This is a genomic window from Halalkaliarchaeum desulfuricum (assembly GCF_002952775.1).
Lineage (GTDB): Archaea > Halobacteriota > Halobacteria > Halobacteriales > Haloferacaceae > Halalkaliarchaeum > Halalkaliarchaeum desulfuricum.
This window is the reverse complement of sequence record NZ_CP025066.1, coordinates 2273095-2298751: the sequence shown is the minus strand read 5'-3', so window position 1 is coordinate 2298751 and position 25657 is coordinate 2273095. Positions and strand designations below refer to the sequence as shown.

Annotated in this window: 24 protein-coding genes and 4 pseudogenes; 13 read left to right on the top strand and 15 right to left on the bottom strand. The window is 59.2% G+C overall.

The features are described from left to right. Positions 1-8: 8 nt before the first annotated feature. The 3 genes from AArcSl_RS11500 to AArcSl_RS11485 all read left to right on the top strand — a co-directional run bounded on the left by AArcSl_RS11500 (position 9) and on the right by AArcSl_RS11485 (position 2742). The gene (locus AArcSl_RS11500; RefSeq protein ID WP_119819240.1) at positions 9-248 is read left to right on the top strand and encodes a hypothetical protein; all 240 of its coding nucleotides are present in this window, start codon (positions 9-11) and stop codon (positions 246-248) included. Positions 249-949: 701 nt separating this feature from the next. After that, positions 950-1930: a flap endonuclease-1 gene (gene fen / locus AArcSl_RS11490; protein WP_119819234.1), complete on the top strand. Its 981-nt coding sequence runs from the start codon at positions 950-952 to the stop codon at positions 1928-1930. 107 nt (positions 1931-2037) lie between these two features. Further along, positions 2038-2742 carry an SDR family oxidoreductase gene (locus AArcSl_RS11485; protein WP_119819231.1) on the top strand — a complete coding sequence of 235 codons (705 nt, stop codon included), beginning with the start codon at positions 2038-2040 and terminating at the stop codon, positions 2740-2742. Between the two features lie 17 nt (positions 2743-2759). On the opposite strand, the gene AArcSl_RS11480 is transcribed toward AArcSl_RS11485, so the two are convergent. Continuing rightward, positions 2760-2939: a hypothetical protein gene (locus tag AArcSl_RS11480; RefSeq protein ID WP_119819228.1), complete on the bottom strand. Its 180-nt coding sequence runs from the start codon at positions 2937-2939 to the stop codon at positions 2760-2762. Positions 2940-3073: 134 nt separating this feature from the next. Here AArcSl_RS11480 and AArcSl_RS11475 point away from each other — a divergent pair, with 134 nt between their 5' ends. The 5 genes from AArcSl_RS11475 to AArcSl_RS11455 all read left to right on the top strand — a co-directional run bounded on the left by AArcSl_RS11475 (position 3074) and on the right by AArcSl_RS11455 (position 9240). Further along, the gene (locus AArcSl_RS11475; protein ID WP_119821949.1) at positions 3074-4195 is read left to right on the top strand and encodes a pyridoxal phosphate-dependent aminotransferase; all 1122 of its coding nucleotides are present in this window, start codon (positions 3074-3076) and stop codon (positions 4193-4195) included. Between the two features lie 90 nt (positions 4196-4285). Further along, positions 4286-5011 carry a ribosome assembly factor SBDS gene (locus tag AArcSl_RS11470; protein WP_119819225.1) on the top strand — a complete coding sequence of 242 codons (726 nt, stop codon included), beginning with the start codon at positions 4286-4288 and terminating at the stop codon, positions 5009-5011. Positions 5012-5114: 103 nt separating this feature from the next. Further along, positions 5115-7130 (top strand): AMP-binding protein, encoded by a 2016-nt coding sequence (locus AArcSl_RS11465; protein WP_119819221.1) that lies wholly within the window; start codon positions 5115-5117, stop codon positions 7128-7130. Positions 7131-7213: 83 nt separating this feature from the next. Continuing rightward, positions 7214-7876 (top strand): hypothetical protein, encoded by a 663-nt coding sequence (locus tag AArcSl_RS11460; RefSeq protein ID WP_119819218.1) that lies wholly within the window; start codon positions 7214-7216, stop codon positions 7874-7876. After that, the gene (locus AArcSl_RS11455) at positions 7873-9240 is read left to right on the top strand and encodes a hypothetical protein (protein ID WP_133412158.1); all 1368 of its coding nucleotides are present in this window, start codon (positions 7873-7875) and stop codon (positions 9238-9240) included. Before AArcSl_RS11460 ends, AArcSl_RS11455 begins: the two co-directional genes overlap by 4 nt. A 21-nt stretch (positions 9241-9261) precedes the next feature. Here AArcSl_RS11455 and AArcSl_RS11450 read toward each other — a convergent pair whose 3' ends face one another. The 7 genes and pseudogenes from AArcSl_RS11450 to AArcSl_RS11420 form a co-directional block, all read right to left on the bottom strand. Next, positions 9262-10407: a hypothetical protein gene (locus AArcSl_RS11450; RefSeq protein ID WP_119819212.1), complete on the bottom strand. Its 1146-nt coding sequence runs from the start codon at positions 10405-10407 to the stop codon at positions 9262-9264. Positions 10408-10504: 97 nt separating this feature from the next. Next, entirely contained in the window at positions 10505-10861 is a 357-nt protein-coding gene (locus tag AArcSl_RS11445; RefSeq protein ID WP_133412157.1) for a hypothetical protein, read from the bottom strand. Positions 10862-11142: 281 nt separating this feature from the next. Further along, entirely contained in the window at positions 11143-11916 is a 774-nt protein-coding gene (locus AArcSl_RS11440; RefSeq protein WP_119819206.1) for an SDR family NAD(P)-dependent oxidoreductase, read from the bottom strand. Positions 11917-12009: 93 nt separating this feature from the next. Continuing rightward, entirely contained in the window at positions 12010-12429 is a 420-nt protein-coding gene (locus AArcSl_RS11435) for a VOC family protein (RefSeq protein ID WP_119819202.1), read from the bottom strand. A 52-nt stretch (positions 12430-12481) separates the two neighbouring features. Continuing rightward, a pseudogene (locus tag AArcSl_RS11430) lies at positions 12482-12937 on the bottom strand (ABC transporter permease subunit); the annotation flags it as partial. 74 nt (positions 12938-13011) lie between these two features. Further along, positions 13012-13356 carry a DUF5615 family PIN-like protein gene (locus AArcSl_RS11425; protein WP_119819199.1) on the bottom strand — a complete coding sequence of 115 codons (345 nt, stop codon included), beginning with the start codon at positions 13354-13356 and terminating at the stop codon, positions 13012-13014. 3 nt (positions 13357-13359) lie between these two features. Further along, entirely contained in the window at positions 13360-13650 is a 291-nt protein-coding gene (locus AArcSl_RS11420; protein ID WP_119819196.1) for a DUF433 domain-containing protein, read from the bottom strand. 382 nt (positions 13651-14032) lie between these two features. Here AArcSl_RS11420 and AArcSl_RS11415 point away from each other — a divergent pair. The 4 genes and pseudogenes from AArcSl_RS11415 to AArcSl_RS11400 form a co-directional block, all read left to right on the top strand. Further along, positions 14033-14095 (top strand): annotated as a pseudogene (locus AArcSl_RS11415) (IS200/IS605 family transposase); the annotation flags it as partial. After that, positions 14070-14413: pseudogene (locus tag AArcSl_RS11410) on the top strand (transposase); the annotation flags it as partial. The pseudogenes AArcSl_RS11415 and AArcSl_RS11410, both read left to right, overlap by 26 nt. 706 nt (positions 14414-15119) lie before the next feature. Further along, the gene (locus AArcSl_RS11405; protein WP_119819193.1) at positions 15120-16298 is read left to right on the top strand and encodes an ABC transporter ATP-binding protein; all 1179 of its coding nucleotides are present in this window, start codon (positions 15120-15122) and stop codon (positions 16296-16298) included. Positions 16299-16369: 71 nt separating this feature from the next. Continuing rightward, positions 16370-17170 (top strand): ABC transporter permease, encoded by an 801-nt coding sequence (locus AArcSl_RS11400; protein ID WP_119821947.1) that lies wholly within the window; start codon positions 16370-16372, stop codon positions 17168-17170. A gap of 152 nt (positions 17171-17322) precedes the next feature. Here the strand turns inward: AArcSl_RS11400 and AArcSl_RS11395 are convergent, their stop codons facing one another. Then, positions 17323-18747, bottom strand: coding sequence for a PD-(D/E)XK nuclease family protein (locus AArcSl_RS11395; protein WP_161945941.1), 1425 nt, complete (start codon positions 18745-18747; stop codon positions 17323-17325). 122 nt (positions 18748-18869) lie between these two features. Between AArcSl_RS11395 and AArcSl_RS11390 the strand changes: the two genes are divergently transcribed. Further along, positions 18870-19346 (top strand): hypothetical protein, encoded by a 477-nt coding sequence (locus AArcSl_RS11390; protein WP_119819187.1) that lies wholly within the window; start codon positions 18870-18872, stop codon positions 19344-19346. Positions 19347-19495: 149 nt separating this feature from the next. Here the strand turns inward: AArcSl_RS11390 and AArcSl_RS11385 are convergent, their stop codons facing one another. The 6 genes and pseudogenes from AArcSl_RS11385 to AArcSl_RS11365 form a co-directional block, all read right to left on the bottom strand. Further along, on the bottom strand, positions 19496-20134 hold the full coding sequence (locus AArcSl_RS11385; RefSeq protein WP_119819185.1) for an IS6 family transposase: 639 nt from the start codon (positions 20132-20134) through the stop codon (positions 19496-19498). A gap of 121 nt (positions 20135-20255) precedes the next feature. Further along, on the bottom strand, positions 20256-21458 hold the full coding sequence (locus tag AArcSl_RS11380) for an outer membrane protein assembly factor BamB family protein (RefSeq protein WP_119819182.1): 1203 nt from the start codon (positions 21456-21458) through the stop codon (positions 20256-20258). Between the two features lie 147 nt (positions 21459-21605). Beyond that, positions 21606-22256, bottom strand: a pseudogene (locus AArcSl_RS17230) (IS630 family transposase); the annotation flags it as partial. Next, entirely contained in the window at positions 22151-22588 is a 438-nt protein-coding gene (locus AArcSl_RS17225) for a helix-turn-helix domain-containing protein (RefSeq protein ID WP_217563447.1), read from the bottom strand. The pseudogene AArcSl_RS17230 and the gene AArcSl_RS17225, both read right to left, overlap by 106 nt. Before the next feature lie 140 nt (positions 22589-22728). Beyond that, positions 22729-23937 carry an MFS transporter gene (locus AArcSl_RS11370; protein ID WP_119819179.1) on the bottom strand — a complete coding sequence of 403 codons (1209 nt, stop codon included), beginning with the start codon at positions 23935-23937 and terminating at the stop codon, positions 22729-22731. A 494-nt stretch (positions 23938-24431) separates the two neighbouring features. Beyond that, positions 24432-25067, bottom strand: a complete 636-nt coding sequence (locus tag AArcSl_RS11365) for a CPBP family intramembrane glutamic endopeptidase (RefSeq protein ID WP_119819175.1) — start codon at positions 25065-25067, stop codon at positions 24432-24434. Positions 25068-25657 lie beyond the last annotated feature (590 nt).

Below are 25657 nucleotides of genomic sequence, written 5' to 3'. Positions count from 1 at the left end.
AAGCGGACGTGCTCGTCTTTGATAAAAGCGCCCCACTCGGTGGCCCAACAGCCACACCTACATGGTCGGATCAACTCGAACGAACGCGAAATCCGGATCGGGGACGTTACGAAGGGGACTGGGATGACGGTGACAGCATAACGATCACCCACGCCGCTGGCGACGAGATCAGGGCCGACAGGATCGAGATCGAGATACAGGGCGCCGAGACCATCCACGGGGAAGAGGTGTTCGCGCCGACATCGTGAGCGCGGGCGCAAGCGCGACTATCCAACACGAGACTGTAACATGAGACTGTAGGCAACATGAGACTGTAGGCAACATGAGACTGTAGGAAGTGGGAAAACCTGGGCGGACGGATCGACCATACGGATCGTCTGGCACGGTAGCGCCAGCGAAACCAGCGTACTCAGTTCCGGGACGATTCCGGGATGAGCCCCCGGTTCCCGATCGAAAACCGAAACCCGTACTGATCACTCGATCGTTGCGATAACTCGTTTGTCGGGAAATATCTGCGTTGATAATTCGACGGACGCTTTTATGTAACGTCCGATTCCCGTTTCGATCGCGGCGTCAGACGAGTTCGGCGTTTTACGAGCCGTTGCGCGAACGATGGGCTCGATCGAGCGGTCGTGTTCCGTTCGGGAGGATGAAACGATCGTCTCGGCGACATCAGCCGGGACAGGCGTGTGACGCCGCGGTACAGCCAGCCGACCGTTACGAACCCCGACTACTAGCCACCCACGGTACCGCGAGCCCGACCCGTCAGCCCGACCCGCGGTACCGATTCCTGCCACTGTTTCGTATCGTTCAGGATCTCGATCCATCCGGAAGACATTCTCTCGAAACAGGATTCCCCCGATTCCGGAGCTCTCCCGGACCAAGATTTCTGCCGGTCCGGTCGTCACGACTCGGTGGCTTGAAAAAGACAGCGGCCGAAGAACAGGCGATGGGAAACGCCGATCTCAGAGCGCTCGCGTCGATCCGGGAGGTGACGTTCGACGAGCTCGAAGGAACCCTGGTAGCTGTCGACGCCCACAACTGGCTGTACCGGTATCTCACGACGACGGTGAAGTTCACAGACGAACGCGTCTACACGACTGGAGACGGCAAGGAGGTTGCCAACCTGATCGGAATCGTGCAGGGGCTTCCGAAGTTCTTCGAGCACGATCTGACGCCGGTGTTCGTCTTCGACGGGGGCGTCACTGAGCTCAAAAGCGACGAGGTACAGCGCCGCCGAGAAAAACGGGAGTCGGCCGAAGAGCAACTCGAAGACGCACGGGATCGGGGCGACACGATCGCGGCTGCACGGCTCGAAGCACGAACACAGCGACTCACCGACGTGATCCAGGAGACGACGCGGGGGCTGTTCGATCGGCTCGACGTCCCGTACGTCGAAGCACCGGCGGAAGGAGAAGCCCAGTGTGCGTACATGGCGCGGATCGGCGACGTAGATTACGCCGGGAGCGAGGACTACGACACGCTGCTTTTCGGGGCACCCCTCACGCTCAGACAACTGACGAGCTCCGGCAATCCGGAACTGATGGACCTCGAGACGACGCTTGCTGAGCTGGATCTCACCCTCGAACAGCTCGTCGACGTCGCCATCCTGTGTGGCACCGATTTCAACGAAGGGATCTCCGGCGTCGGCCCGAAAACCGCCGTACGGGAGATCAAAGAACACGGCGATCTGTGGGGAGTTCTCGACGCACGAGGCACAGAAATCCCCGACGCAGAGCAGGTTCGACAGCTGTACTTCGATCCACCAGTCACGACCGAATACGAGTTCGACGACCCGATCGACCCCGACTTCCCTGCCGCGAAACAGTACGTAACCGACGAGTGGGAAATCCCGACCGACGAGGTAGCCCGCGGGTTCGAACGTCTCGAGGAGGGACTCACGCAGACCGGACTCGATCGGTGGACGTAACAGACGATTCTCCTGAGGGATCTGTCGGGGGTGTGCGACCGGTCGACGGTCGATTTGACGCGATCGACTGACGGTCGATTTATACGTTTGGGAACAAACCACACGCTATGAACGCCGAATTCGATTTTTCGGATGACGTGGTGATCGTGACCGGCGCCTGCGGTGCGCTGGGCAGCGCAGTCTGTGAAGCGTTTCAACGGGCAGGGGCGACCGTGGCGGCGATCGATGTCGTGGACGTCGAAAGCGACGATTCGCTTCTGGAGCTTGCGGACGGAATCCACTTCTACCAGGTCGACCTGACCGAGGAAACCATCGTCATCGAGACTGTTCAGGGGATCGCCTCCGAGTTCGGCGGGATCGACGCGCTGTGTAACGTGGCGGGCACCTGGCGTGGCGGTAACCCGGTGGAAGACACCGACACCGAGCTTTTCGACTTCCTGTTCGACGTCAACCTGAAAACCATGTTCCTCGCTTCGAAACACGCATTGCCCCACCTCCAGGAATCGGAGGGAGCGATCGTGTCGGTGTCGGCACGCTCGTCGCTCGAAGGCGGGAGCGGGGACGGAATCTACAGGGCGTCGAAGGCTGGCGTTCGGCTGCTCACGGAAACGATCGCCGAGGAGAACACCGGGGTCGTTCGCGCGAACGCAGTCATGCCCAGCGTTCTGGACACGCCGATGAACCGGGAGATGATGACCCACAGCGACGACTGGGTGGATCCCTCAGACGTCGCACAGGTGATCTTGTTCCTCTGTTCGGACGCCGCCCGGGTTACGAGCGGCGCTGCGGTGCCGGTGTACGGCGAGGCCTAGACGGCTATCGCTCGGGGCTAACGCTCGAGATCGACCGTGTAATCCGTCGCGATCCACCCGTCGGGGTTGTCCGTTTCCGAAAAGAGGAGTCGGCCGGGAGCAGTTCTGACAGTACAGATTTCTGGCGCCGTCTCCGTCGGTTCCCGTCCCTCAGATCCGTCGGTGGCGTCCCCTTCGGGGACGTCGCGTGTCCTCATACGAAGGATTAGGTGGGACTAAACTAATAGGGGTTTCGGCGATTCCCGCGACCCAGTACAGCTTGTCGTCCCGAATTCACCGATCCGTCGATCGACGCGACAGAACTATGGCCGGGGAGGTTGCGCTTGCTGGTATGACCGAGTTTTCGACGCGAGTCGAGGAGATCTCGATAAGCGGGATCCGCGAAGTGTTCGAGGCGGCCGGCGAAGGCGCGATCAACCTGGGGCTGGGACAGCCCGACTTCCCGACGCCGCCCCACGCCAGGGAGGCGGCCGTGGAGGCGATTCGAGCGGGGAGAGCCGACGCGTACACCTCGAACAAGGGGATCGAACCGCTGCGGGAGGCGATCGTCGCGAAACACGAGCGCGATCAGGGGCTCGACCTCGATCCCGAACGAGTGATCGCGACCGCAGGCGGCAGCGAGGCGCTGCATTTGGCACTCGAGGCGCACGTGGAGCCGGGAGAGGAGGTCCTGATTCCGGATCCGGGATTCGTCTCCTACGACGCGTTGACCCGACTCGCCGGCGGGACGCCTGTTCCGGTCCCGCTCCGGGAGGATCTCACCATCGATCCGGCAGCAATCGAAGCGGCGATTACCGACGACACCGCGGCGTTCGTCGTGAACTCGCCGGCCAACCCGACCGGCGCTGTCGCAAGCGAGACGGACGTAAAAGAGTTCGCCAGGATCGCGGACGAACACGACGTCCTCTGTCTCTCCGACGAGGTGTACGAGTACACGATATTCGACGGCGAACACTACTCGCCCGCCCAGTATGCCGAGTCGGACAACGTCGTGCTGGTAAACGCGGCCTCGAAGCTCTACTCGATGACCGGCTGGCGACTCGGCTGGGTCACCGCCTCGAAGCGACGGATCGAGCGGATGCTCCGGGTCCACCAGTACATTCAGGCGTGTGCGTCCGCACCTGCGCAGTTCGCCGCAGAGGCTGCACTGACGGGGCCACAGGACGTTGTCGACGAGATGTCCGAGTCCTTCGAGCGTCGACGGGACGTTCTGCTCGAGGGGCTTTCCGAGGCGGGTATCGACTGTCCGACTCCCAGGGGTGCCTTTTATGCGATGCCGAACGTACCGGACGGGTTCATCGAGGAGTGTCTCGACCGCGGAGTGATCGTCGTTCCCGGAGAGGCGTTCGGAGCCCACGGCGCCGGATACGCCAGGATCTCCTACGCGACCGACGAGGAAACGCTCCGGGAGGCGATCGACATCATGGAAAAAGCAGCTGACGCGGTGCGGTGACCGTCCCATGCGGTGTTGATTCCGGCTCGCCATCGAACCCGGGTCCCGCGGGAAGGGGCTTTTTATAATCTCGGACGAAACCACCGGTATATGATATCGCTGGACGAGGCCGTGACTGCCAGACTGGAATCACACGGCGCTCGCTTCGAGGTGCTGATCGATCCGGACGCGGCGCTTGCGATGAAACGCGGCGAGTTCGAGGGCGATCTCGAGGACGTGATCGCCGCCGATGACGTCTTCGAGGACGCCTCCCGAGGGGACCGTCCCGCGGAGGACGATCTCGAAACCGTCTTCGAGACGACCGATCCGATGGAAATCATCCCGCAGGTCGTCAAAGACGGCGAGATTCAGATCACCGCCGAACAGCGCCGCGAGATGCAAGAACAGAAGCGCAAACAGCTGATAAACACGATCGCCCGCAACGCCGTCAACCCACAGATGGACGATGCACCCCACCCGCCCGAACGGATCGAGCGGGCACTCGAGGAGGCGGGCTTCCGGGTCGATCCAATGGAGACGGTCGAAAGTCAGGTCGACGAGGCGCTGGAGGCGCTCCGACCCGTGCTCCCGATCCGGTTCGAGGAGATGACCATCGCCGTGCAGCTCCCGCCCGAACACGCCGGTAGCGGCCAGGCGAAGGTTCGGGAGTTCGGCGAACTCGAGCGGGAGGAATGGCAAAACGACGGCTCGTGGGTCGGCGTCGTCACGTTCCCGGCCGGATTGCAAAACGACTTCTACGATCTGGTCAACGAGGTGTCCAGCGGCGAAGCCGAAACCCGGGTCATCAAGGACAAAGGCGAACTCGGAACCAGGTGACCGACCGGTCTCAAAAGTGGAGCCGGGAGCGGGCGCGAACTGCGCCGCACTACATGATAAATGATAACGTTCTTCGCAGACGAGCGGGTAGTACGACGACGTCATGGACACCGAACCCGGAGGCGAGATCGTTCACGAACCCGACCAGGAGTTCGTCGAGTCCACGAACGTGTACGCCTTCATGCAGGAGTACGGCATCGATGACTACGAGGAACTGATCGAGAGAACCACCACTGACGTCCCGGGCGTCGAGGAAAGCGGCGTCGACTGGTTCTGGGACGAACTCGTCGACTACCTCGGAATCGAGTTCGACGAGCCCTACCACGAGGTCCGGGACGACAGTGACGGCCCTCAATTTTCGGAGTGGTATCCCGGTGGGAAATTGAATCTCGCACACAACGTCGTCGACCGCCACGCAGACCTCGGTTCGGAGACGCGAAACAGGGTGGCGTGTCTCTGGGAGGGCGAGGGCGGCGAGGTGCGGAACCTGACGTTTCACGAACTCCATCGCGAGACGAACCGGGTGGCAAACACCCTGGAGGAATACGGGATCGAAACGGGAGACACGGTCGGCCTCTACATGCCGATGGTTCCGGAGGTGATCCCGATCCTGTACGGCTGTTTCAAGGTGGGCGCGATCGCGGTACCGATCTTTTCCGGGTTCGGGGTCGACGCCGTCTCGACCCGAATCGAGGACAGCGAGTGTCGGATCCTGTTTACCGGGGACGGGTTCTACCGCCGGGGCGAGCCGATCTACCTCAAGGAAACCGCAGACAGGGCGATCGAGGACGCCGGACACGTAGAGCGGGTAATTGTCTACGATCGTCTGGGGTCCAGAGAATCGGCAGCCACGGAGGAGGATACACCGACGATCCCCTGGAACGACCGCGACAGGTGGTGGGACGAGGCGGTCGGCTCCCGATCCGACGAGTACGACACCAAGTCACTTCCGTCGGGACAGGAGTCGATGCTGCTGTACTCGTCCGGAACGACCGGGCGTCCGAAGGGAATCGTCCACACACACGCCGGAGTCCTGGTGCAGTGTGCAAAGGAACTGTACTTCGGATTCGACCTCAAACCGGCAGATCGGTTCTTCTGGGTGAGCGACATCGGGTGGATGATGGGGCCGTGGACGCTGATCGGGACCCACGCCTTCGGCGGAACGGTGTTCATCTACGAAGGCGCCCCGGACTATCCCGACCCCGACCGGTTCTGGGAGATGATCGACCGACACGGGATCACCCAGTTCGGGATTTCCCCGACGGCGATCCGGTCGCTGCGGAAGGCGGGAGACGACTGGGTCGAGGGACACGACCTCTCGTCACTCCGCTTGCTGGGATCGACCGGCGAGCCGTGGGACCCGGAATCCTGGCAGTGGTTCTACGAAGAGATCGGCGGCGGAGAGACGCCGATCATCAACATCTCCGGCGGGACCGAGATCTGCGGCTGTTTCCTGATGCCGATGCCGATCCAGCCGCTGAAACCGTGTACGCTCGGCGGCCCCGGGCTCGGGATGGACATCGACATCGTCGACTCCTCCGGGGAGTCGGTCGCCGACACTCACGATCGTGGATTCCTGGTGGCTCGAGACTCCTGTCCATCGATGACCAAGTCGCTGTGGTCCGGCGACGAGCGGTACCTCCGCGAGTACTGGTCGAGCTGGGAGAACCTGTGGGATCACGGCGACTGGGCCAGGAAAGACGAGGACGGGTTCTGGTTCCTCCACGGTCGGGCAGACGACGCGCTCAACGTGGCCGGACGGAAAGTCGGTCCCGCGGAGATCGAGGGCGCGCTGATCGAACACGACGCGGTCAACCAGGCGGCGGCCGTGGGCGTCCCCGACGACACGACCGGGACGGCGGTGGTTGCGTACGTAATCCTCGAACCGGGAGAAGAACCGACCGAGGAACTCAAAGCCGAACTCAGGGAGGCGGTCGGCGAGGGGCTCGGTAAGCCGTTCCGTCCCCGCGAGATACTGTTCATCGAGGAGTTCCCGAAGACCCAGTCAGGGAAGATCATCCGTCGGGTCATGGAGGCAGCCTACACCGGTGAAGAACTGGGCGACCTCTCGAGTCTCGAGAACCCGGATGCGCTGGAGGAGATCGAACGGAAGACGTGAGGTCACTCCGGTCGTTTGTCCGGGCCCAATCGAGATCATTCAGATCCCCAAAGGTACTTGACAGCGGACGTATGAGAACCGATATGGTCCCCTCCACGCGAAGCCTCCAGCGGAGAGACGTCCTCCGGTGTACTGCGGGCCTCCTTGCGATCCCGCTTGCCGGCTGTCTCGGGGATTCCGAATCATCCGACTCCGCCTCGGAGATTGGCCCTGATCCGGAGAACGTCATCACGGACGTGACCGTCCTCTCGCAGCGACTCGAAGTCGATATCGAACGAAGTGAACAGATTGTCACGTACGACGAAACCCACGAGGACGCCGACCGTCGATCCCTCAGACTCCCGTACGTTATCGACGAGGAACACGTTCCTCTCCTCGAGTTCGATCGAGAACTACCTGACCACCAGCGGGTCGATCAGTTCCTTCGAGAGACGGACTACGACGACGCCACGGTTCTGATCGAGGAGTCCTCGATATCCGGGTGTCACCGCCACCGCCTCCAGTACGTTCACCGTCGTCCCTCCGGGGACCGACTGGCACCACAGTTCTGTTCGGTCATGAGGGATCCCTCGGTGGACTGTTCCACCGACGTAAACCATTATCAGATAACGTTCATCCGTGCTCCCGTGGCATACGAGTCACCGCCCAGCGGGTCCGGTCGCGGTTGGAGCAGCCGCTGTGACCTTCCGCCGGACCATCCCGCCAGTGACGCAGAGCCGACCGAAGTCGGAGGTGGCGGCGAATGAACCCGTCCACCGGAGCGGCCGAAAGTGCGTCCGATCGAGCGCCGTCGAGACGTGCCATACTGGCGGGGGTCGCAACGGGTGTGTCGTCGCTTACCGCAGCGTTATCTGGCTGTCTTTCGTTCCCAGACGGAGATCCTCCGCCGATCGACGTGACGGACGAGGAGTTGCACGAGGTCGCCGCCATCGACGTCCCGGAGGTGTCGACCCGGCTCCCGGTGTCTCTCGACGACGAACCGGTCGAAGCGGGACGGGATCGGATCGAGTCGCTGCTGGAGCCGATCCCGTCGGACCTCACGGCGGAAATTCCGAACGAGGCCGTCCGGGACTATATCGTCGACTATCGGCAGCGCGCCCGGGAGCGAATCGTCGAACTCGAGGACGTCGATCACAACTACGACCGGCTTTCCACGCTCGGGCGGTCCAGACGCGATGCTGCGGAGGCGGAAGGTGCCTACGCTGCCGCCACCGCCGGCCGCGTCCGCGAGGACGTCTACGAAGCAGTGGAATCCGTCGATAGACGGCGCCGGGAAGTAGACTCCAAACTCGTCCGGATCGGAGATGTTCCCCACGAAGCAGTGCTCGTGTACAACACGGTAGAGGGGCGTCTCGACAGTGTCGACGGCGGTCTGGACCGTGTCGACGACCAGTCGCCGCTCACCTCCGAGGTCGAGGCGGTTGGTGAGGCCGCCGGCCGCCTCGAGTCGTCGAGAGCGAACCTCGAGATGGCCGAACACCTCATCGAACGACAGGAGCAGGTCGGCGATGCGGCTCTCGATGGAGCGTTCGAACGGGCCACTTCGGAGTTGCTCGAAGAGATGGATTCGCACGTGGCGGATCTCCCGCCGGCGGATTCCGATCCCGAGGAGGTGTTCGCTGTTCCGGTGGCCGGAACCCCCCGGGAGATCGTTGTCGATGGCGTCGGTGGATCCAGCGTGCTCCGGGTGATTCACCGGACCCGCTCGCGGGTCGACGATTACATGGAAAACGATCGCGTCGCCCGGGCACTCGTGGCCCTGTACGAACTCGAACACGAACGGCGGACGTTCGATCGACTCCGGGATCGGATCGATGACGGGGGGCTCGATCGTCCCGACGACGTCGAAGCGGTGGCCGAGACCAAGCGATCGGCAATCGAGGCGATCGAGGCGGCTCTGGAGGGAGACTCTCATCCATACCTGATTCGAGAGCGGCTCTCAGCGAGCCTCGCGCCGATCGGCCTGGCGGATCGGGACATCGACGAAGGGCGATACAGTTCCGACAGCGGTGCCGTCTACGCGATGGGACACTACGCAGTTGCGGGTGAGCGTGCGCGAGCGCTCCCCGGGGCTGCAGACTGGTTTGCAGACGCGCTCGAATCGGCGTGAATCCCACTTCTCCCACCTATCTCACTGGTCGGAAAATGGTTCGTCGTACTCCCGGTACTGATCCATCGCCCCGGGTTCGGTGATCGCGTCCACGATCCACGCTTCATTTTCCCCCGAGTGGTCCTCGACGAGTCGACGGAACTCCGCGACAGTTACGGGTTCGTCGAGTTCGTTCAGTGCCCGGAAGACGTCGAACAGGGTGTGTTGCCCGTCGCTCCCGTTTCGGATCGCAGCGTCGACGGCGTACAGTAGCCTCGGTCCCCTCGTGTAATCGACGCTCTCGCCGTTCCAGGTGTCCGGGTCCGACAAGGTCGCGTCCGGATGCTCGGAAAGCGAGTCGAGTCGACTGCGGACGTCGTCGTCCGTGACTTGTTCGTACTGCTCGGCCATGATCCGATACGAGAGGTATTCGGCGCTGGCTTCGGTGAACCAGATCATTTCGCTTTCGGCATCGTATCCCTGGCGGAGATGGACGTACTCGTGGAGCCACACGCTACCGACCTGGCCGTCCCAGAACTGTGGGACAGTCACGTATGCGGTGCCGTCTTCGTAGGTCGCTCCCCTGTGCGGGAGCGCGTCCGGCGCGAGGACGATCGTCGTTTCGGTGCCGTGTGGTCCCAGATCGTACGGAGAGATGAATTCTGCGAGGAAGTACGACTTCCGCTCGGGATCGGCGTCTATGCCCGCAGGGACGACGACGGTCACGGTCGCGTTTCCGGCGTCTCTACTGGAGACGGAGAGGTTTCCCACGAACGCGCGATCGCCGACGGTCACGACCCCGGATTCGGGATCGTCGGCTGCAGCTTCGAGCGCCGGCGGCAGGTAGTGTCTGTCGACGACGACCCATCCCGCCCTGTCGTCGACGAGCCGGGGATCTACGTCGTCGACGACGACATGATCGAGACTGCCCGACTCCGTCCGATAGTCGATGGTGACTGTTCCGTCGTCGCCCGCCTCGACGGTCGGACTCGGCCAGTCGGGTTCGGAGTCGTCGAGGAGGGTTCCCGGCTCGACTGCCGCGAACGGACCGCCGCCAAGCGCGGTTGCGACGATCGCGACGACTGTGGCGAAAACGACGACCGAAATCACTATCCGTGACGGAGGGGCGGATGCCCGGAGCTCTCCACCGTCTGATTCGGACGGGACAGTCGTCTCCCCTCGCGTCATCGCTCTCGTGAACCGTTACCGGCAAGTCCGAATAAGCGTTGGCCCTTCGGCGATGGAATCTGACGTAGGCGGCTATCTGTCCGATCGAATCGGCCGATCACGTGGACCGCACGAGCGGATAGCTCGCCCAAAACAGGGTCACCACGATGTAGATCGCACCGACGATGCTCGCGACGTTCGTCGCCCCGAAGAGACCGATCGCCGCGACCCACGCAAGGCCGGCCGTAAACGCCGTGAGTCGGATGGTCCGTCGCTCGGTTTGCTCGAAGTGTTTCCGAACGATTCGTCTGACTGTGTCGGATCGGGACACGCCGGCGTGGGACGCGTAGGCGTCTATTTCCTCCAGTGTGCTCTCGGAGAACTCTAGTTCGAGTTCCCTGTCAACTGTACCCTCGACGTCAGTCGGTTCCACTGTACCCCCGCTTGGCTCCGATCCCGTGTTTGCTGTACTCATATATCGTTCGAATAACCTGCGCCCCCGAGTTTGCTCGGCTGACCCATTCGATTCCGCACCCCTCTGTCGGGTTGATTGTTAAGGTCAACCATGACATGCGATACTCGGAGATGACATATAAAAGATGTACACGATAGCTGGATTCTGGAAACGCGACCCCCGTACGTGACCGCCACTGGAGAAGTGGCTGTTCGAGTCAGATCCCGTGGGTATCCGGGGAGGTCAGCGAAGCAAGCGCGACTGAAAAAACTGAATTCTCACTACGCCGGTTGAGGGACCACTCAGCGACTCAAGTACCCACCGTCGATGACGAGCGTTTCGCCGGTCGCGAACGACGCCTGTTCGGAGGCGAGCCACAGCACGGCGTCGGCGATCTCCTCGGCCGTCCCCAATCGCTTCATCGGGTGGAGTTCCTTGGTTTGCTCCAGCAGCTCCTCGTCTTTCGTCACCCCGGCGTCGTCGAGCATTTGCGTCTCGATGTACCCCGGACACACCGCGTTGACTCGGATCCCGTCGGTCGCGTGATCCAGCGCTGCGACCTTCGTGAGCCCGACGACTCCGTGTTTTGCGGCGGTGTACGCCGGTGTCCCCGCCTCACCGGCCTTGCCCAGGATCGACGCCGTGTTCACGATCGCTCCGCCGTCGCCTTCGAGCAGTACCGGAATCTCCGTTCGCATGCAGCGCCAGACGCCGGTGAGGTTGACGTCGATGATCCGTTGCCAGTCCTCCTCGGTGATCTCCTCGGTCGCGTCGAAGGTCCCGCCGACCCCCGCGTTGTTGAACGCCACGTCGAGTCCCCCGTACTCCGCGGTGGCCGTCTCGACCATTCGCTCGACATCGGCGTCCACAGTGACGTCTACCTCGGCGAACGTCGCGTGGCCCTCCGTCTCCTCGGTGATCGTCGCGGCGGTCTCCTCGCCGCCCTCGACATCGACGTCCGCGACGACGACGTTCGCTCCCCCGTTGCCGAACGCGATGGCGGTTTCCCGGCCGATACCCGATCCCGCTCCGGTGACGACGACGGTCTTGCCGTCGAAGCTACTGTGGTGTGTCATACAGTTGAACATCATCGTATATTGTGATAAATGTATCTGGGAATACAGCCAATCGGGGTTCGGAGGTGGGCTTTTAACGCTCACCAGGTGTATCTACGCCTCGACGACTTCGAGGAAGTTCCCGTCGGGATCGCGGAAAAACAGGATCGACGTTCCGATCTCGACAGGTTGCGGACTGCTCAGCGGTTCGACGTCGTCGGGCAGGTTCTCGTAAAACTCCTGTAGGTCCTCGACTGCGAAGCCGACGTGTTTCGCCCCCAGCCCGTTGATCGCGTCGGCCCGACTGTCCACACCGGTGGGGTCGTACTCGATGAGTTCGACCCTGGCTCCGTTCCCTTCCAGGTGGACGAAGTCTCCGGAGACGCCGTCAACCCCGATCGCGGTCCCAATGCCGTCATCCGAGAGCGTAAACTCGTCGGCAACCGACAGGCCGAGAGTGTCCCTGTAGAACTCGAGGCTCGCCTCGAGGTCGCTCACGACGATGCCGACGTGGTGGACCGATAGTTTGTCCATGTCGGTACTCCTCACACCGCGTAGATAAAGCTGGGTACAGTTCCGGACATCGCTACCCACGCGGATCCAGCGCGTCCCGCAGACCGTCTCCCAGCAGTTTGAACGCCGTGATCGTGAGCGTCAACGCCAGCGCCGGAAGCCCGGAGACCCACCAGATCTGATACGCCGGTCGATCAGCACGCAGCTGTAGTCGACTCCCTATCTGGGCGTTGATCGACTCGCTTATGGTCGATCCCCACGAGTAGAGCCAGAGCTCGTGGAACCCGAGAAACGCCAGGCCCGCCTCGACGAGCACGAGAATCGCAAAGAGATGAAAAACTGCCGGCACGACAGTGTTCGTTACGTTCGGCAGAAGATGACGCTTTGCGAGGTACGACCCAGATGCGCCGAGGCTACGTGCGACCAGTACGTGCCCCCGTTCTCTTCGCTGCAAGGTCTCGCTGCGTACCAGGCGGGCGATCCCACCCCAACTGAACAGCCCGAACACCACGAGCAACAACAGAAGCGAGGGGCCGATAACTGGACTCTACGTTGCCGTACCGGCAACCCTGATTTATCGGATAGGTTGTAGTGAGAAGATGCTCACAGCCACTCATCGCCGATATACTCCAGCCCCTGGATCTCCTCTTGGGGGTATTGTTGAGAGACCGTGTGGACGATGTCTGCAACGTCTTTGACGGTGAGCCTTGCGTCGTGAATATACAACACTGCGCGGTAGTCTGATTCATCAACTTCGAGGACAAAATCGTCGTCGTAGGTGACGATTACTCGTTCAGTGTCGCAGGAATACTGCGCAATCGAATAATCGTCCGTTCCTTTCCCGAGCTCCGAAACGAAGTCCACATGTGCGACATCATGACCGTAGTTTTCGAGTCTATGATAGACTTCATGTTCGACGTTCTCGTCGAGGATGAGCCGATACCCCATCAGTCAGTGTTCGGGAGGCTCAAGCGATGAACGCCGCTTCGCTTCCTCGCCAGCTCGTTCGTGTCGTTTCTCAACCTGCTTCATCTCATCCGGATTGTTGTGGTAGTACGCGAGTGCCTCATAGACGTCAGCGATGTCCAGGTTATATCGCTCGGCTATCCGCTCGGGACTCAGTCCACGTTGCTCGACACGGACATACACGTCTCGAACCGTCACTCGACTCCCTTCGATGTGTGGCTCATTGTGTATTTTCGATTCCTTGCCAGAGACGATACGATACTCCTGTGTAGCCATTGAGAAAAAGTAGTCGCCGCATCGACTTTAAACCCTCTGCTGGCGTTGCCGTCGTAGTGAGCGAGAAAACGAGGAGATGGTTTGAGACACCTCCTATACGTTCGTCCTCTTCGTCGATGACGATTTCAGACTGATCTCCGATAAGCAGCACGCCCACCGTGGCGAGTCGTTCGGCACGGAACTCAGGAACCCGATTTCGTGACGCTCGCTGAGAGTTTCGGTATCGACTGGCAGGTCGTTGGTGGCCATCCCACTGCCTGTTTGGGAGGTGGGGTCTTGTGGATTACCCTCCTGAATCCGGCGCCTGAGTAGTGGTTCAACAAGATTTCTTGTAAATGCGTTCGCGTTAACGACCGCGTTCTAAAAACTCCAGTATCTCTTCATCTGGTGTCTGAAGTACCGTAAGTCGGTACTGACAGGCGAGGTACGCGACCGAATCGACGATTCGACTCTGCTGGCCGACCGCCAACAGGAGTCGTTAACCGTCTATACCGACGGCTTTCGGGCATACGAACCGCTTGACGAGGACGACCCATTCACTCGTGAATACGTCGTCCACGGTGACGGCGAATATGTCGATGGAGACGTCCACGTGAACACCTATGAGAGCCACGCGTCGCTGGCGCGACGGGGGCTCTCGCCGCATCGAGGCGTCTCTAAGGACAGACTCACACCATATCTCCGAGCGTTTCAGCTCCGCCGTGAAGTGTACAGAAAACCGGGAAAAGAAGCGCTCAAAATCATCCTCGAAACGGCGCTATGATTCACCAACAATCTGCGCCACAAGAGCGAAGCGTGGTTGAGCCAGGTTTTGGTTGGGTGATCAGAACTGCTCGACGACGTGTTAGAGAATGCTCGGGAGCAAAAAATACGTCCCGTGAGGTCATGCCGACCGAGCAACGTGTCCTCGCTGGGTTTATACCGGATTGTCCTTCTGACGAACCGAACCGTTCGTTGAGGTGTGGCACGTCACAGTCCACGACTCTTATCATCGCCTGAACCACCTGTTTGAGCCCGACCGCGTCCGGCGACAGGCGATCGCCTTCGATTAGCCTAGCGGAGTGTCCCGGCGCCGGTCGAGTACCCGAATCCAGACCCAATCACCAGCCGCCTCGCCCCCGACGGAAGCGACAGCTGCGGAAACGACGCCATCAGAGACACCCACGCCAGCGACAAAAGCAGTCGACGACTCGGACGGATTCTCGGGGTTGAAACTCCCTGGCCCAATTCTACTACCCATCAACTGGTGCCAGCTCGCGATTGGGGCGGCTTGGAATCACAGTGGTCGTCGCGTGTGGGGCGGTATACGCGACATTCTGTCTCCGGTGTTCTCACTCCGAGTTTCCATCAGGCAGTGCGTGAGTCGCCACCGCGGCGGCCGTAGCAGCGGGGTCTCGCCTTTGACGTAACTGATGTGTCTCATACCGTTGATGGTGAATATATCCCCGCTCGGCACGTAGGAGTATTCGATGGCACGGAGTGCGGCGAACGAGATCGATGGCCCTCGCGAGCGTGAGGACGCAAACGACGTCAACAACGAAACCAACCTGTCGACTCTCGCGCTTTCGATCACGGGTCTCACGAAGCGGTTCGGGAGCGGCGACGAGTCGGTGTTGGCAGTCGACGACGTGAGCCTGGACGTCAAGCGAGGAACGGTCGTCGGACTCCTCGGCCCGAACGGGGCCGGAAAGACGACGCTGATAAAATGCGCGCTGGGGATCGTCCTGCCCGATGCAGGGTCGGTTCGCGTGTTCGGTGTCGACGTCGGTGACGGACGCCGAGCGGCGTATGCTGACGTCGACGCGATGCTGGAAGGGGCACGAAACGACTACTGGCGACTTACCGTCCGGGAGAACCTGCGGTACTTCGCCACGATCCACGGGGTCGACCCTAACTCCGTTTCCGCACGCCACGACCGCCTCCTCGAGCGGCTCGACCTGACTGAGAAAGCGGACACGCCAGTCAGAGATCTCTCTCGAGGGATGAAACAGAAGGTGTCGCTCGCGAGTGTGCTCGCCGGCGGTGCGGATCTGGTCTTTTTGGACGAGCCGACACTCGGACTCGACGTCGAAAGCTCTCGGACGCTCCGGCGCGAACTCCGACGACTGGCCCACGAGGAGGGGCTCACGATCGTCCTCAGCAGCCACGACATGGACGTCATCGAGGACGTCTGCGATCGGGTCGTGATGATGGCCGGTGGACGGATCGTCGCTGACGATACGGTCGAGGCGCTGCTATCGAGCGCCACTCGAGAGACGATCCGTATTACGAGTCCCGACCTCGACGAGGCGGTCGTCGAAACTCTCAGAGAGTCGTTTGCAGTTCGACACGTCGAAGATCTCCACGACACCAGTCTGGCTGGGGATCACGCCCACGGCGATCGCGACGCGGACGCCGCCGTCAACGTGGGGGAGGGTGTCGGCTCGGACGGAGGCGTGGATCGAGACCAAAACCTGGTGGAAGAGCGACGGACCGTCCTCGAGGTGGATGTCGCCGGTGACGCGCTGTATGACCTGATGGAGACGCTCCGCGAGGCGGGAGTCACGATCGAAACGATCGATACCGTTCGGCCGGATCTCGAAGAGGTATTCGTCGACGTAACCGGCATGGAGGCCGGAGCGATCGACGGACGGGGGCGATCACCGTGACCAACGGAGCTGATCGGGCGCCCAGCACCCATCGAACGACCGCGAATCGAGGTGACTCGGCGGCCACCACCGTGTCACGATCCGACGATGACCCTCGACCGGCCACCTACTATCACCTCGCCAGAGCCGTCTTCTATCGAGAGTACCTGATCTTCGTTCGGTATCCTGCGAACGCCATCGGCGGGATCGTCGTCGCGCTGTTCTTTTTCGGCGTACTCTTTTACGGCGGGCAGCTACTCGCCGGGCAGGCGCTGACCGACTCACTCGAGGGGATCATCGTCGGCTACTTCCTGTGGACGCTGTCGATCGGTGCGTACTCGTCGGTGTCGAACGACATCGGCAGCGAAGTGCAGTGGGGAACCTTGGAGCGACACATCACTACGCCCTTCGGGTTTGCGCCGGTCGCCCTGCTGAAAGGCGTCGCAAAGGTCATCCGGACGTTTCTCACCTCGGCGATCGTGCTGGCGGTAATGCTGGTGGTGACCGGCACATGGCTTAGCATTGATCCGATCACGGTCGTCGTCGTAGCGGGATTGGCGATCACCTCCGTACTCGGCCTCGGATTCGCTGCTGGCGGGATCACGGTTTTGTACAAGCGAATCGGCAACTGGCTCAATCTCCTGCAGTTCGGTTTTATCGTGCTGATCTCCGCGCCGGTGTTGGACATGCCCTGGACACGCTTCCTGCCGTTAGCCCACGGAAGTGCACTCCTCCAGCGAGCGATGGTTGATGGCGTCCGACTGTGGGAGTTCGGGCTCGGAGATCTCGCACTGCTCGTCGGGGTCGCTGTCGGATACCTTCTCGGTGGGTACGTCGTGTTCCACTACGCGACGCGGCGGGCGCGACGGCTCGGCGTGCTCGGCGACTACTGAACAGCGCAGTGCAGGGACGGGGTCGATGACGAATTGGTGGTGCTACCACTGTAGGAGCCGTCGTCGACAGCAACAATTTTTGAGGTGACACGAACGGGTCGGTCTCATCGGCAGTTATGATGAAGACGCGATCGCATGTGTAAACCCCTGTGTCATCGCTGCTGCAGAAGCGAGTCGTAGCGATCGATGTCGGCTTCGATTTCGGATGGCCCCAGTTGGACGCGCTCTGTTATTCCTTCGTCAGTGAACACCAATCGGAGATCAACGCTCTCGAGACCTGGATCTGCCTGATAGAGTGCGCAGGCGTACACTCGCAATTGCGGTAGATAATACTCTGTCAACGTCTCTACCGCCCGTCCGGCGAGGTCGCTCGTCTTGTAGTCAACCACGTGATAGCCGGTCGGTGTAATCGAGAGGTGATCGATATCTCCAATAACGCGACCCGCTGAGAACCGAGCGGTTACCTGTACCTCATCGAATCGCTGGTCGACTGGATACGTCGATTGGAGCTGCTCGAATTCTGCGAGGCCAGCGTGGACGTGCTGTGCAATCAGAGCGACAGTCTCATCCGTAATGGCAGCAGGATCCGGCGCAAGTCGTCTGATTGTATCGGGCCAGTCCCCCTCTGGCAGCCGAAGCTCACAGAGTTTGTGTACGATATCGCCGAACACTCTTGGATCAAGAGACATGCCCGTTTGCTGGTTCTCGGCCTCCGTAGTCTCGTCTGCGTCGCTTGAATCCGGCGTCGCCGGCTTCGAGGCCCCATCATGCCGCACCTCATAGACGTAGTCCCGAAATTCGGTTGCTGTAAGCCGAACCTTCGGTTGCGTTGATGGTGGCTCATCGATCTCAATATCTGTGGGTGGCCGCTGCGGTGACGTAACCGACCGCCATGCCGCCCCCGCCGGTGGACGATGGACAGTATAGTCTGCGGTCCCCAGGGACCGCTGCACTGACGACGATGTCGAGAGGTCTTCAAGCAGGCTATCGTCCGCTAACAGGAGCGGTTGGAGCCAATCCGTGCGGTGTTTTGCCTCAGCTGGCGGCTTGCCTGCTTTCAGTCCAGATTCTTGCTCCTCGTTTGCTTCGTGCAGCCCGCTCAACAGCAAGAGAGCGGACGTGTATGGCATTGCAAGCGTCGGTGACGTCTGTCGGTCACCCGTTGGTCCGAGGACGACTGCAGCGACGGTTGCAGTAACGATGGCAGCGACGAATTGGGCGAGCACAACGCCTGGAACCGTCTCTGCTGGAAGTGCGCCGGGAAAGAAAAACATTCCTTCGAGGATGATGCCGACCGTCCCGAAGAAGACCAGCGCAAACCACGTGAGCAGATGCCACAGCCGTGTGCCGATGAACCACCAGGAAGCCAGCGTGATCGTGAGTCCGATAAGTATTGCAGACGCGCCTAACGACCAGAACGCCCCGGTAGCGTCGTCCACGGGAGGAAGCTGAAATCCAACTGCTCCTGCCGCGGAGCCACCCAGAAGTTGCCCGAGAACGTAGGCGAGTGATACAACGAGTGTGCCACCCACGAGGCGAGAAATCCGCCGGTCACTCGGTAGCGTAGTTTTGATCATATGTATCGACTCCGCCGCTGGTAGCTGATAGACCTGATTAGATGAAAACCGATCGTGTGATTCTCGGGGACAGAGAATCATCTCACTGATATTTCTGATCTCGCCTCGATTAGTTCAGTACCATGAGCACATCTATCCTCTCGAAGGAGCGTACTGGTCGTTCAGTACGAGCCTACCTCCAGCTCGGCGTCGCTACACTCGGGACGATCGTGATCCTCTGGGGACTATACGGGTTTACAACCATCCCCTCGATGCCGCGTGGCGAAAGCGGGTTCGCCGAGGGACTAGCGATACTCTTCTACGGTGTGTACGTCCTCGGCGGGTTCGTCGTCTTGTCAGTCGGGCTCTTGATTCCACAGCGTGACGGTAGCGGCATTCAATTTTCGGCGCAGCAGCGGAAACTCCTCGCCTACGGCGTAGTCGCTCCCATCGTGACCGTTCTTACTATCCCTGTTGGAGCGACGCTCCTTCCACCGCTCGTAGCGCCAGTGATCTCCGTACTCGTGATAGTAGTAGCTGTCCTCATCGTCAGTGGACCGCTTGCGACGCTGGTTGCCCTGGGATTAATGCTCATTCGAGAAGACGGTGATCGAACATGAACAGAATTCGTAATGTAATCCGGAACCGCCCGGTTCTCTCGTTTTTCGCCCTCACCTACGTGTATAGCTGGCTGATTTGGGCACCGATGCTGTCGATCCCGATGGAGGTCGCCCCCGGGGAATCAGATATGCTGATCTGGGTCATCGCGTTAACTTTGGCGTGAGTTGTGGTAGACGGCGAAGGCTTCGAACCAGTTTTGAGCTGTCTTGAGCTCGACATGGCTGAAACTATTTGCAAACGATGATGTTCTTCGTTCTACCTCCCAAAAGACACGTTCAATGGCATTCCGATTTCCGTGTGCGAGTATCCGAAATCGATAACCATCTTCAGCCAGTACTGGAGCGAGGTAGTCGGCGTCATCGACAAGAAATATCACGTCATCAAGCTGGTAGCGACGATGAAGTTCGGCCAGAAACCACTGCGTTGTCTGTTTCGTTGTGGTCGGAAACAGGCTGACGTGAAGGATTTCGTTCGTTTGCGGATCGACAGCCCCGTACAGCCAGAACTCTTGGCCGTGCAGGCGGATCATCTTCTCGTCAACCGCGAGTTGATCCGCAGTAACTGTCGAGATCGGCTGTAGATCGGCCTTGTGAACCCACTCATGGATAGCAACATGGCTCCGCTGGACTCCCAACTCATCGAGATACTGACTGGCATCCCTCAATGATATACCGGCAAGATGACACCGGATGCCCGCTTGAATCGCCCACTCGGGAGTCCGCTCCCGTTCCACAAACGACAAATCTATCCACGTGATAGCATTGCTGAGGCGTTCGATCTCAGGCATGGACACTCAGCGAACGAACGCCTCATCCTCTAACTTAACGCGACCCCTGGATGTCACCGAAGAATTATGAATCGAATCGACTGAGGCATACAGACCTTGTACCTATCGATCCGGGAGATAATCATATCGATTCAAGTGGAGGTGTTTCTATCGTCTGAGATTCTGTGCCCGCCCATTCATGATGGTGTCCTAACGTTCCCAAACGAACCCGTGATCCTTCGCTGGATCCCTCAATACCCGTATTAATCGCATACAGGTTATTGTCCCAAGAGGCGATGAAAAGGATGCCATCAACGACTGTTGGCGAGGATGCCGCAATCATATCACCCGTCTCAAAGGATTGATCCCAAACTCCCTCGCCTGTCTCTGTGTCGATAGCATAGACATGGTTGTCACGTGAACCAACGAAAACCACCCCGCCGACAACGGTTGGCGACGAATTAACGCTCCCATCGGTTTCGAACGGTTGATCCCACACCATCTGTCCCGAATCGGCATCCACAGCGTATAGATTGTGATCGCGCGAGCCCAAATAGACTGTGCCGTCAGCAACTGTCGGCGAGGAACGAATTTCGTGTCCGGTCTCGAAGGGCTGGTTCCATGCAAGCTCGCCGGACTCACAATCTATCGCATACAGATTGTTATCGAACGAGCCGATGTAGACGCTTCCATTAGCTACCGTCGGTGAAGAAAAGATGTCATCCTCTGTTTCGAATGGCTCGTTCCATACGAGATCTCCGGAAGCTGCATCCACGGCGTAGACTGTGCCATCGTACGAGGCGGCATAAACAGTCCCATCAACCACTGTTGGCGATGTATCCACGTTGTCCGTTGTCTCTTTCGGTACGTTCCAAGCTAACTCACCGGTTTCTGCGTCAACTGCGTACAGATGTTGGTCACGTGATCCAAAATACACAACACCATCAGCGACCGTTGGCGAAGACCATATGTAGCCGTTTGTTTCGAACGGTTCGTCCCAAACAGCCTCACCCGTTTCAGCGTCTACCGCATGGAGATTTGCGTCTTCGGCAGTGATGTACGCGACACCATCCATCACTGAGGCTGATGCCCAAATAATCCATCCAATATCGTATGGTTGATTCCAGACTGCTTCGCCGGTTCCCGCGTTGATCGCGTGCAACTGCCAGTCGTGCGACCCGACGTAGACAACCCCATCAACGACCGTCGGAGATGAATACAGCCAATCACCGGTTTCGAACCGCCACACCTCTTCGCCCGGTCCGATATCTGCTTGATCCTCTTGACAACCGCTAAGACTCGTTGTGACCCCTCCACAGACCGCAAGGAACCCGCGCCGCTTCATGACTGGAAACTACAGTCAATAACTCATATTCCTGTTGAACACTTAAATGCTGGTTACAGTTTTACTTTAACACGTTTCGGCCAAGAGCACAGAAGGAGTTCAATCCAACTGTAATCCGTTACCGCCCTCGTTTTGATTTTGATGGGTTCGCCGATCAAGACACTGTCGTTTGAGGACGCCGATCTCAATCTCAGCCATGTTCAGCCAACCCCCACGCTTGGGCGTGTAGTGGAACTCGAACCGATCAAGATATGTTTGAGCTTGATCTGGCGGAAAGAACTGGTAGAACGCGGCTGGTTTGTGCGTGTTGAGCTGATCCATCACAACCCGGATGCGATTCGCATCCGGGTAGTGAACGTCTGCGAGTTCGACCATGCGGTCAATCCACTCTGACGTCCGTCTCTTCTCGGTGATTTCAACATTCACCCAGCCAGTCAACGGTTCAGTCGAGATATGGAGTCGCTGCTTCCCGTTGCGTGTGTAGCGGTGATCGACACGAGCGACCGCTCCCGGTTCGGCCGGGAGCGGGTCGCGTTCGTGCCCACGGAGTGCCTTACTGGATTCGTCAAAACAGATGACTGGACGCGTTTCGTCGTAGGGTTCGTGGTAGAGATCGAGAACATCCTCCATGTAGTAGACGAAGTCAGCGTCCTGTTCGGGTGGTATCTCCCAATAATTGGAGAGATGAGGTTTCAGGGCGTTTTTTTTAGCCGCTGTCGAACAGCTTCGTGAGAGATCGACTCGAAGTCGATCTCGTCGAGGGTGACGAGTTCGTCGGCAAGGAGGTGGAGCGTCCAGCGAGAGTGTCCTTCTGGCGGTTCGCTGCACGCGAGTTTGATGAGGTGGGCTTCGGCGTTGCCGTCGAGTTTGCGTTCGTACTCACGGTCGGGCTTGCGGCGATGCATCGCCGCGAGCCCTCGTTCGGTGTAGTCTTTCCGGACGTTGTGGACGGTCTGTGGGTGACAGCCGACGTGCTCACTGATTGTCGCATCAGTGAGCCCGTCGTCAGCTTTCAGAAGGATACGTGCGCGTGTGTTGTCTTGAGCTCTCCGTTCACCTGTAGAAACGAACCAGTCGAGCGTCTTGCGGTCTTCCTCGGAAAGGTCGACGAGATATTTCTTTCCTCCCATTCTGTAAGCTACGCGCTCAGAGGAGATAACGTTACACTGTCACGGTTGAAGCTACACTTAGATAACTACAGTTGATTTGAGATCGGAGGCGATCCACGGTGTGCCCGCTCGGGGTCAAGCGATATTGGGTCGCCGGCCAGTTATCGGGAGATCTGAGGAAGAAGCAGACTCGCGCCTACGGCCAAGATACCGATCCCACCAAGGACAAGAATACCCATGTCGAAGAATCCGGCATCCGCGAGGACTCCCACGGTTGGTGGTCCAAGCACCCCGATGCCGTTGAACAGCGTGCGTACGACGCCGAAGACGCTCCCCTGGATATCGTCTGGAATAAAGCGGATCACGTAAGTCATCGAGACCGGGAAGAACCCACCCATCAGACCCGCACACACCACGAGGAAAATGATCACCCCCAAATTCTCCACATACGGCAATGCGAGAACAGGTGGCATGCTCATGATCGAAAACCCGATCATGGCGTTACGTTCGCCGATATGATCGGACACCGGCCCGCTCGCTATCATTCCGATCATCATCCCGACAAACATGAGTCCAAAGAGCAAGGAAGCGAGCGTGTGATCCAGGGCCTTTACGTCGATGAGATATGCCGGGAGAAAACCGGACAGCCCCTGGTAGACGAACGCCAGGCTTGACATAGCGACGATTATCAGGACCAACGTTCGATCTATGAAGGTTCTACCGATACGTGCAACGGTTCGTCTCCACGACTGGTCATCACTGCCAGCCTGTGGAGATGTCCGCCTGGGGACTATCACCCAGATGCCGACAACGACGATCACGAATATTGGAAGGACGTATGCCAGGCCGAGTCGCCACCCGGCGACAGCGACAAGCAAGCCAGCGATAACAGGCAGGAGAATCGTACCGACATTGCCGACTACCTGAGAGAGGCCGATTGCGGTTGTCGCCCCATCATCATATACGTCCGCCAGAATCGTCGTCCCGGTGGTCCCGAAGAATCCGAGGCCGGATCCAAGAATGAAGGACGCGACGACGAAGATCCCGAAGGCCGGCGCGGTCACAACGAGTCCGATACCAAGGATGCCGACGAGGAGCGAACCTGTCAGGACCCACCGCTCGCCCAACCGGTCGGCCAACACTCCACCTGGGAGGCTCATCAGAGCGTATCCGAGCCAGAGGACGCTCAGCGTGATCCCGGCACTCGTATAATCTATACCGAATTCGAGCGCGATTTCTGGAATGAGAACTGGATAAATTAGGCGAGTTCCGAGCGAGAGAAACCAACCAACCGAGATGACGATGAGGATCCAGCCCATCCCATCGGCCCACATGCGACCAGCGATCCCGACCAGCCGTTCACGTACCATCACTCAGTATCCCTTCAGAGGATGCGCCACTATGTGTATCCAACTGGTTGGTCGCTCTTTGCCGAACGCTTCTTTTGGTGCAGAGTCCACTAGTCACCGTCGGTGGTGTCATCTCAACGGTGAGGATGGCATTCAAGCCCGAGTGGCGGAACGTGTCCTCAATAACGGCAACCTGTCTTTCCTTGCTAGTAACATTGTTGGGTTTGATTCGCAAATGTACGAATGTATCAACTATCACGGTATATTCCTATCTCGTGGAACCAACTCTTCGTGGTCTTGAAGAATCACTGTGAGTTTTTGAATCCCTTAGCGCCAGGGACAACGGTTGTAGAACTCGCAAATTAGACGGGCCTGTAGCGGGATCACCTCCAGAAGCTGATCACTAGATTGTCTGTATCGGGCGCTTCCCTGAAATCCTCTAAGGAACCATCAGGAGAAGAGTGATGAATACAAGGGGCGTATCTTTCATGTCGGAAATGGTTTAGGTACGGTTCTTATGAGGTCGAATCAGAGACGCGCATGGCAGAGTGCGTCCACAGATCGAGAGAACCTTCTCGGATATACCAGAGCCATAGGATTCCGAGGATGGCAGCTAACACAGTCCGACTCATCATCAAGATACCACCGTGACCAGCAAGGATCGATTGGCTAATCGGTTCGATCAGCACGATTACCGGGATGCCCCCCTCTGCCGGTGCCGTTTGCGAAAACAATCCGGCTTCTGCGGTATTGATCGCCGCATGAACGCCGATTGGAAGCGCCAGATCGTTCCCCAACAGGTAGAGCAATCCATACATGAACCCGCCGAGGATCCATGTGACTACGAATGTCGGATGCGGAGCCTGTGTCGTCCACTGATCAACGTGAATGACACCGAAAATGACGGCCTGTAGGATCAACACGACGATGATCACGTTTCGTCTCGAAAACCAGCCACGGATTCCTTCAGCTGCGTTCGACATCAGGACGCCACGAAAAACGAGTTCTTCCCAGAAACCGGTGCAGAGATACGCCATGACGATCACGGCGAGTCCGGTCCAAAGCGCCATCGAATTCGTGGTGAACGTCGTTGAAACAGCATACCATCCGGTGGCGATACCGACCAGTGTTGGGATCGTGACTGCGAGCATGCCGATCACGAATCCCGCGAGTAGATCCTTGCTCCAGCGGCGATCAGCCCGTAATCCCAGATCGACCGTCCCCGATCAAGGTATCGTGTACTCACTGCGAAGACGACGAACGCAGTGAGTGCGAGCGTCAGTTGGGTGCTGAAAATACGCGCCGGAATTGGTAGTGACCGCTCAACAAGGAGGGCTGCGACAGCGGCACCCAAAACGAGTAGCGGGATCAGCGGAAGTACAATCCGCCAGAGAGCCCGGGCTCGATCTTCTGAGTCATTCCAGAAAATAACGGAAACGACTGTGAGTAGTCTTCGATAAATCCTCTTTTGCATCTAGGTGGCCTCCGGGTTTGAATGAGTAAACTCGATTTTGGGTCGATACCAACTAACCGGGCAATCCATATAAAAGAACAATAAGCTGAAAATTGGTATTGAGTTTACTCCTCACCAGATCTCGTCGGCAGAGAGGAACAGACGGATCAATTGCTATAGACACGCTCTGAATACAGCCGATCAATTCCTTTCTATTTGCAATCAGTCAGGAACTGTTTGATGTATGGAAGGGGCGTATGCATCACATTCCACTGATCGAGAATTCAA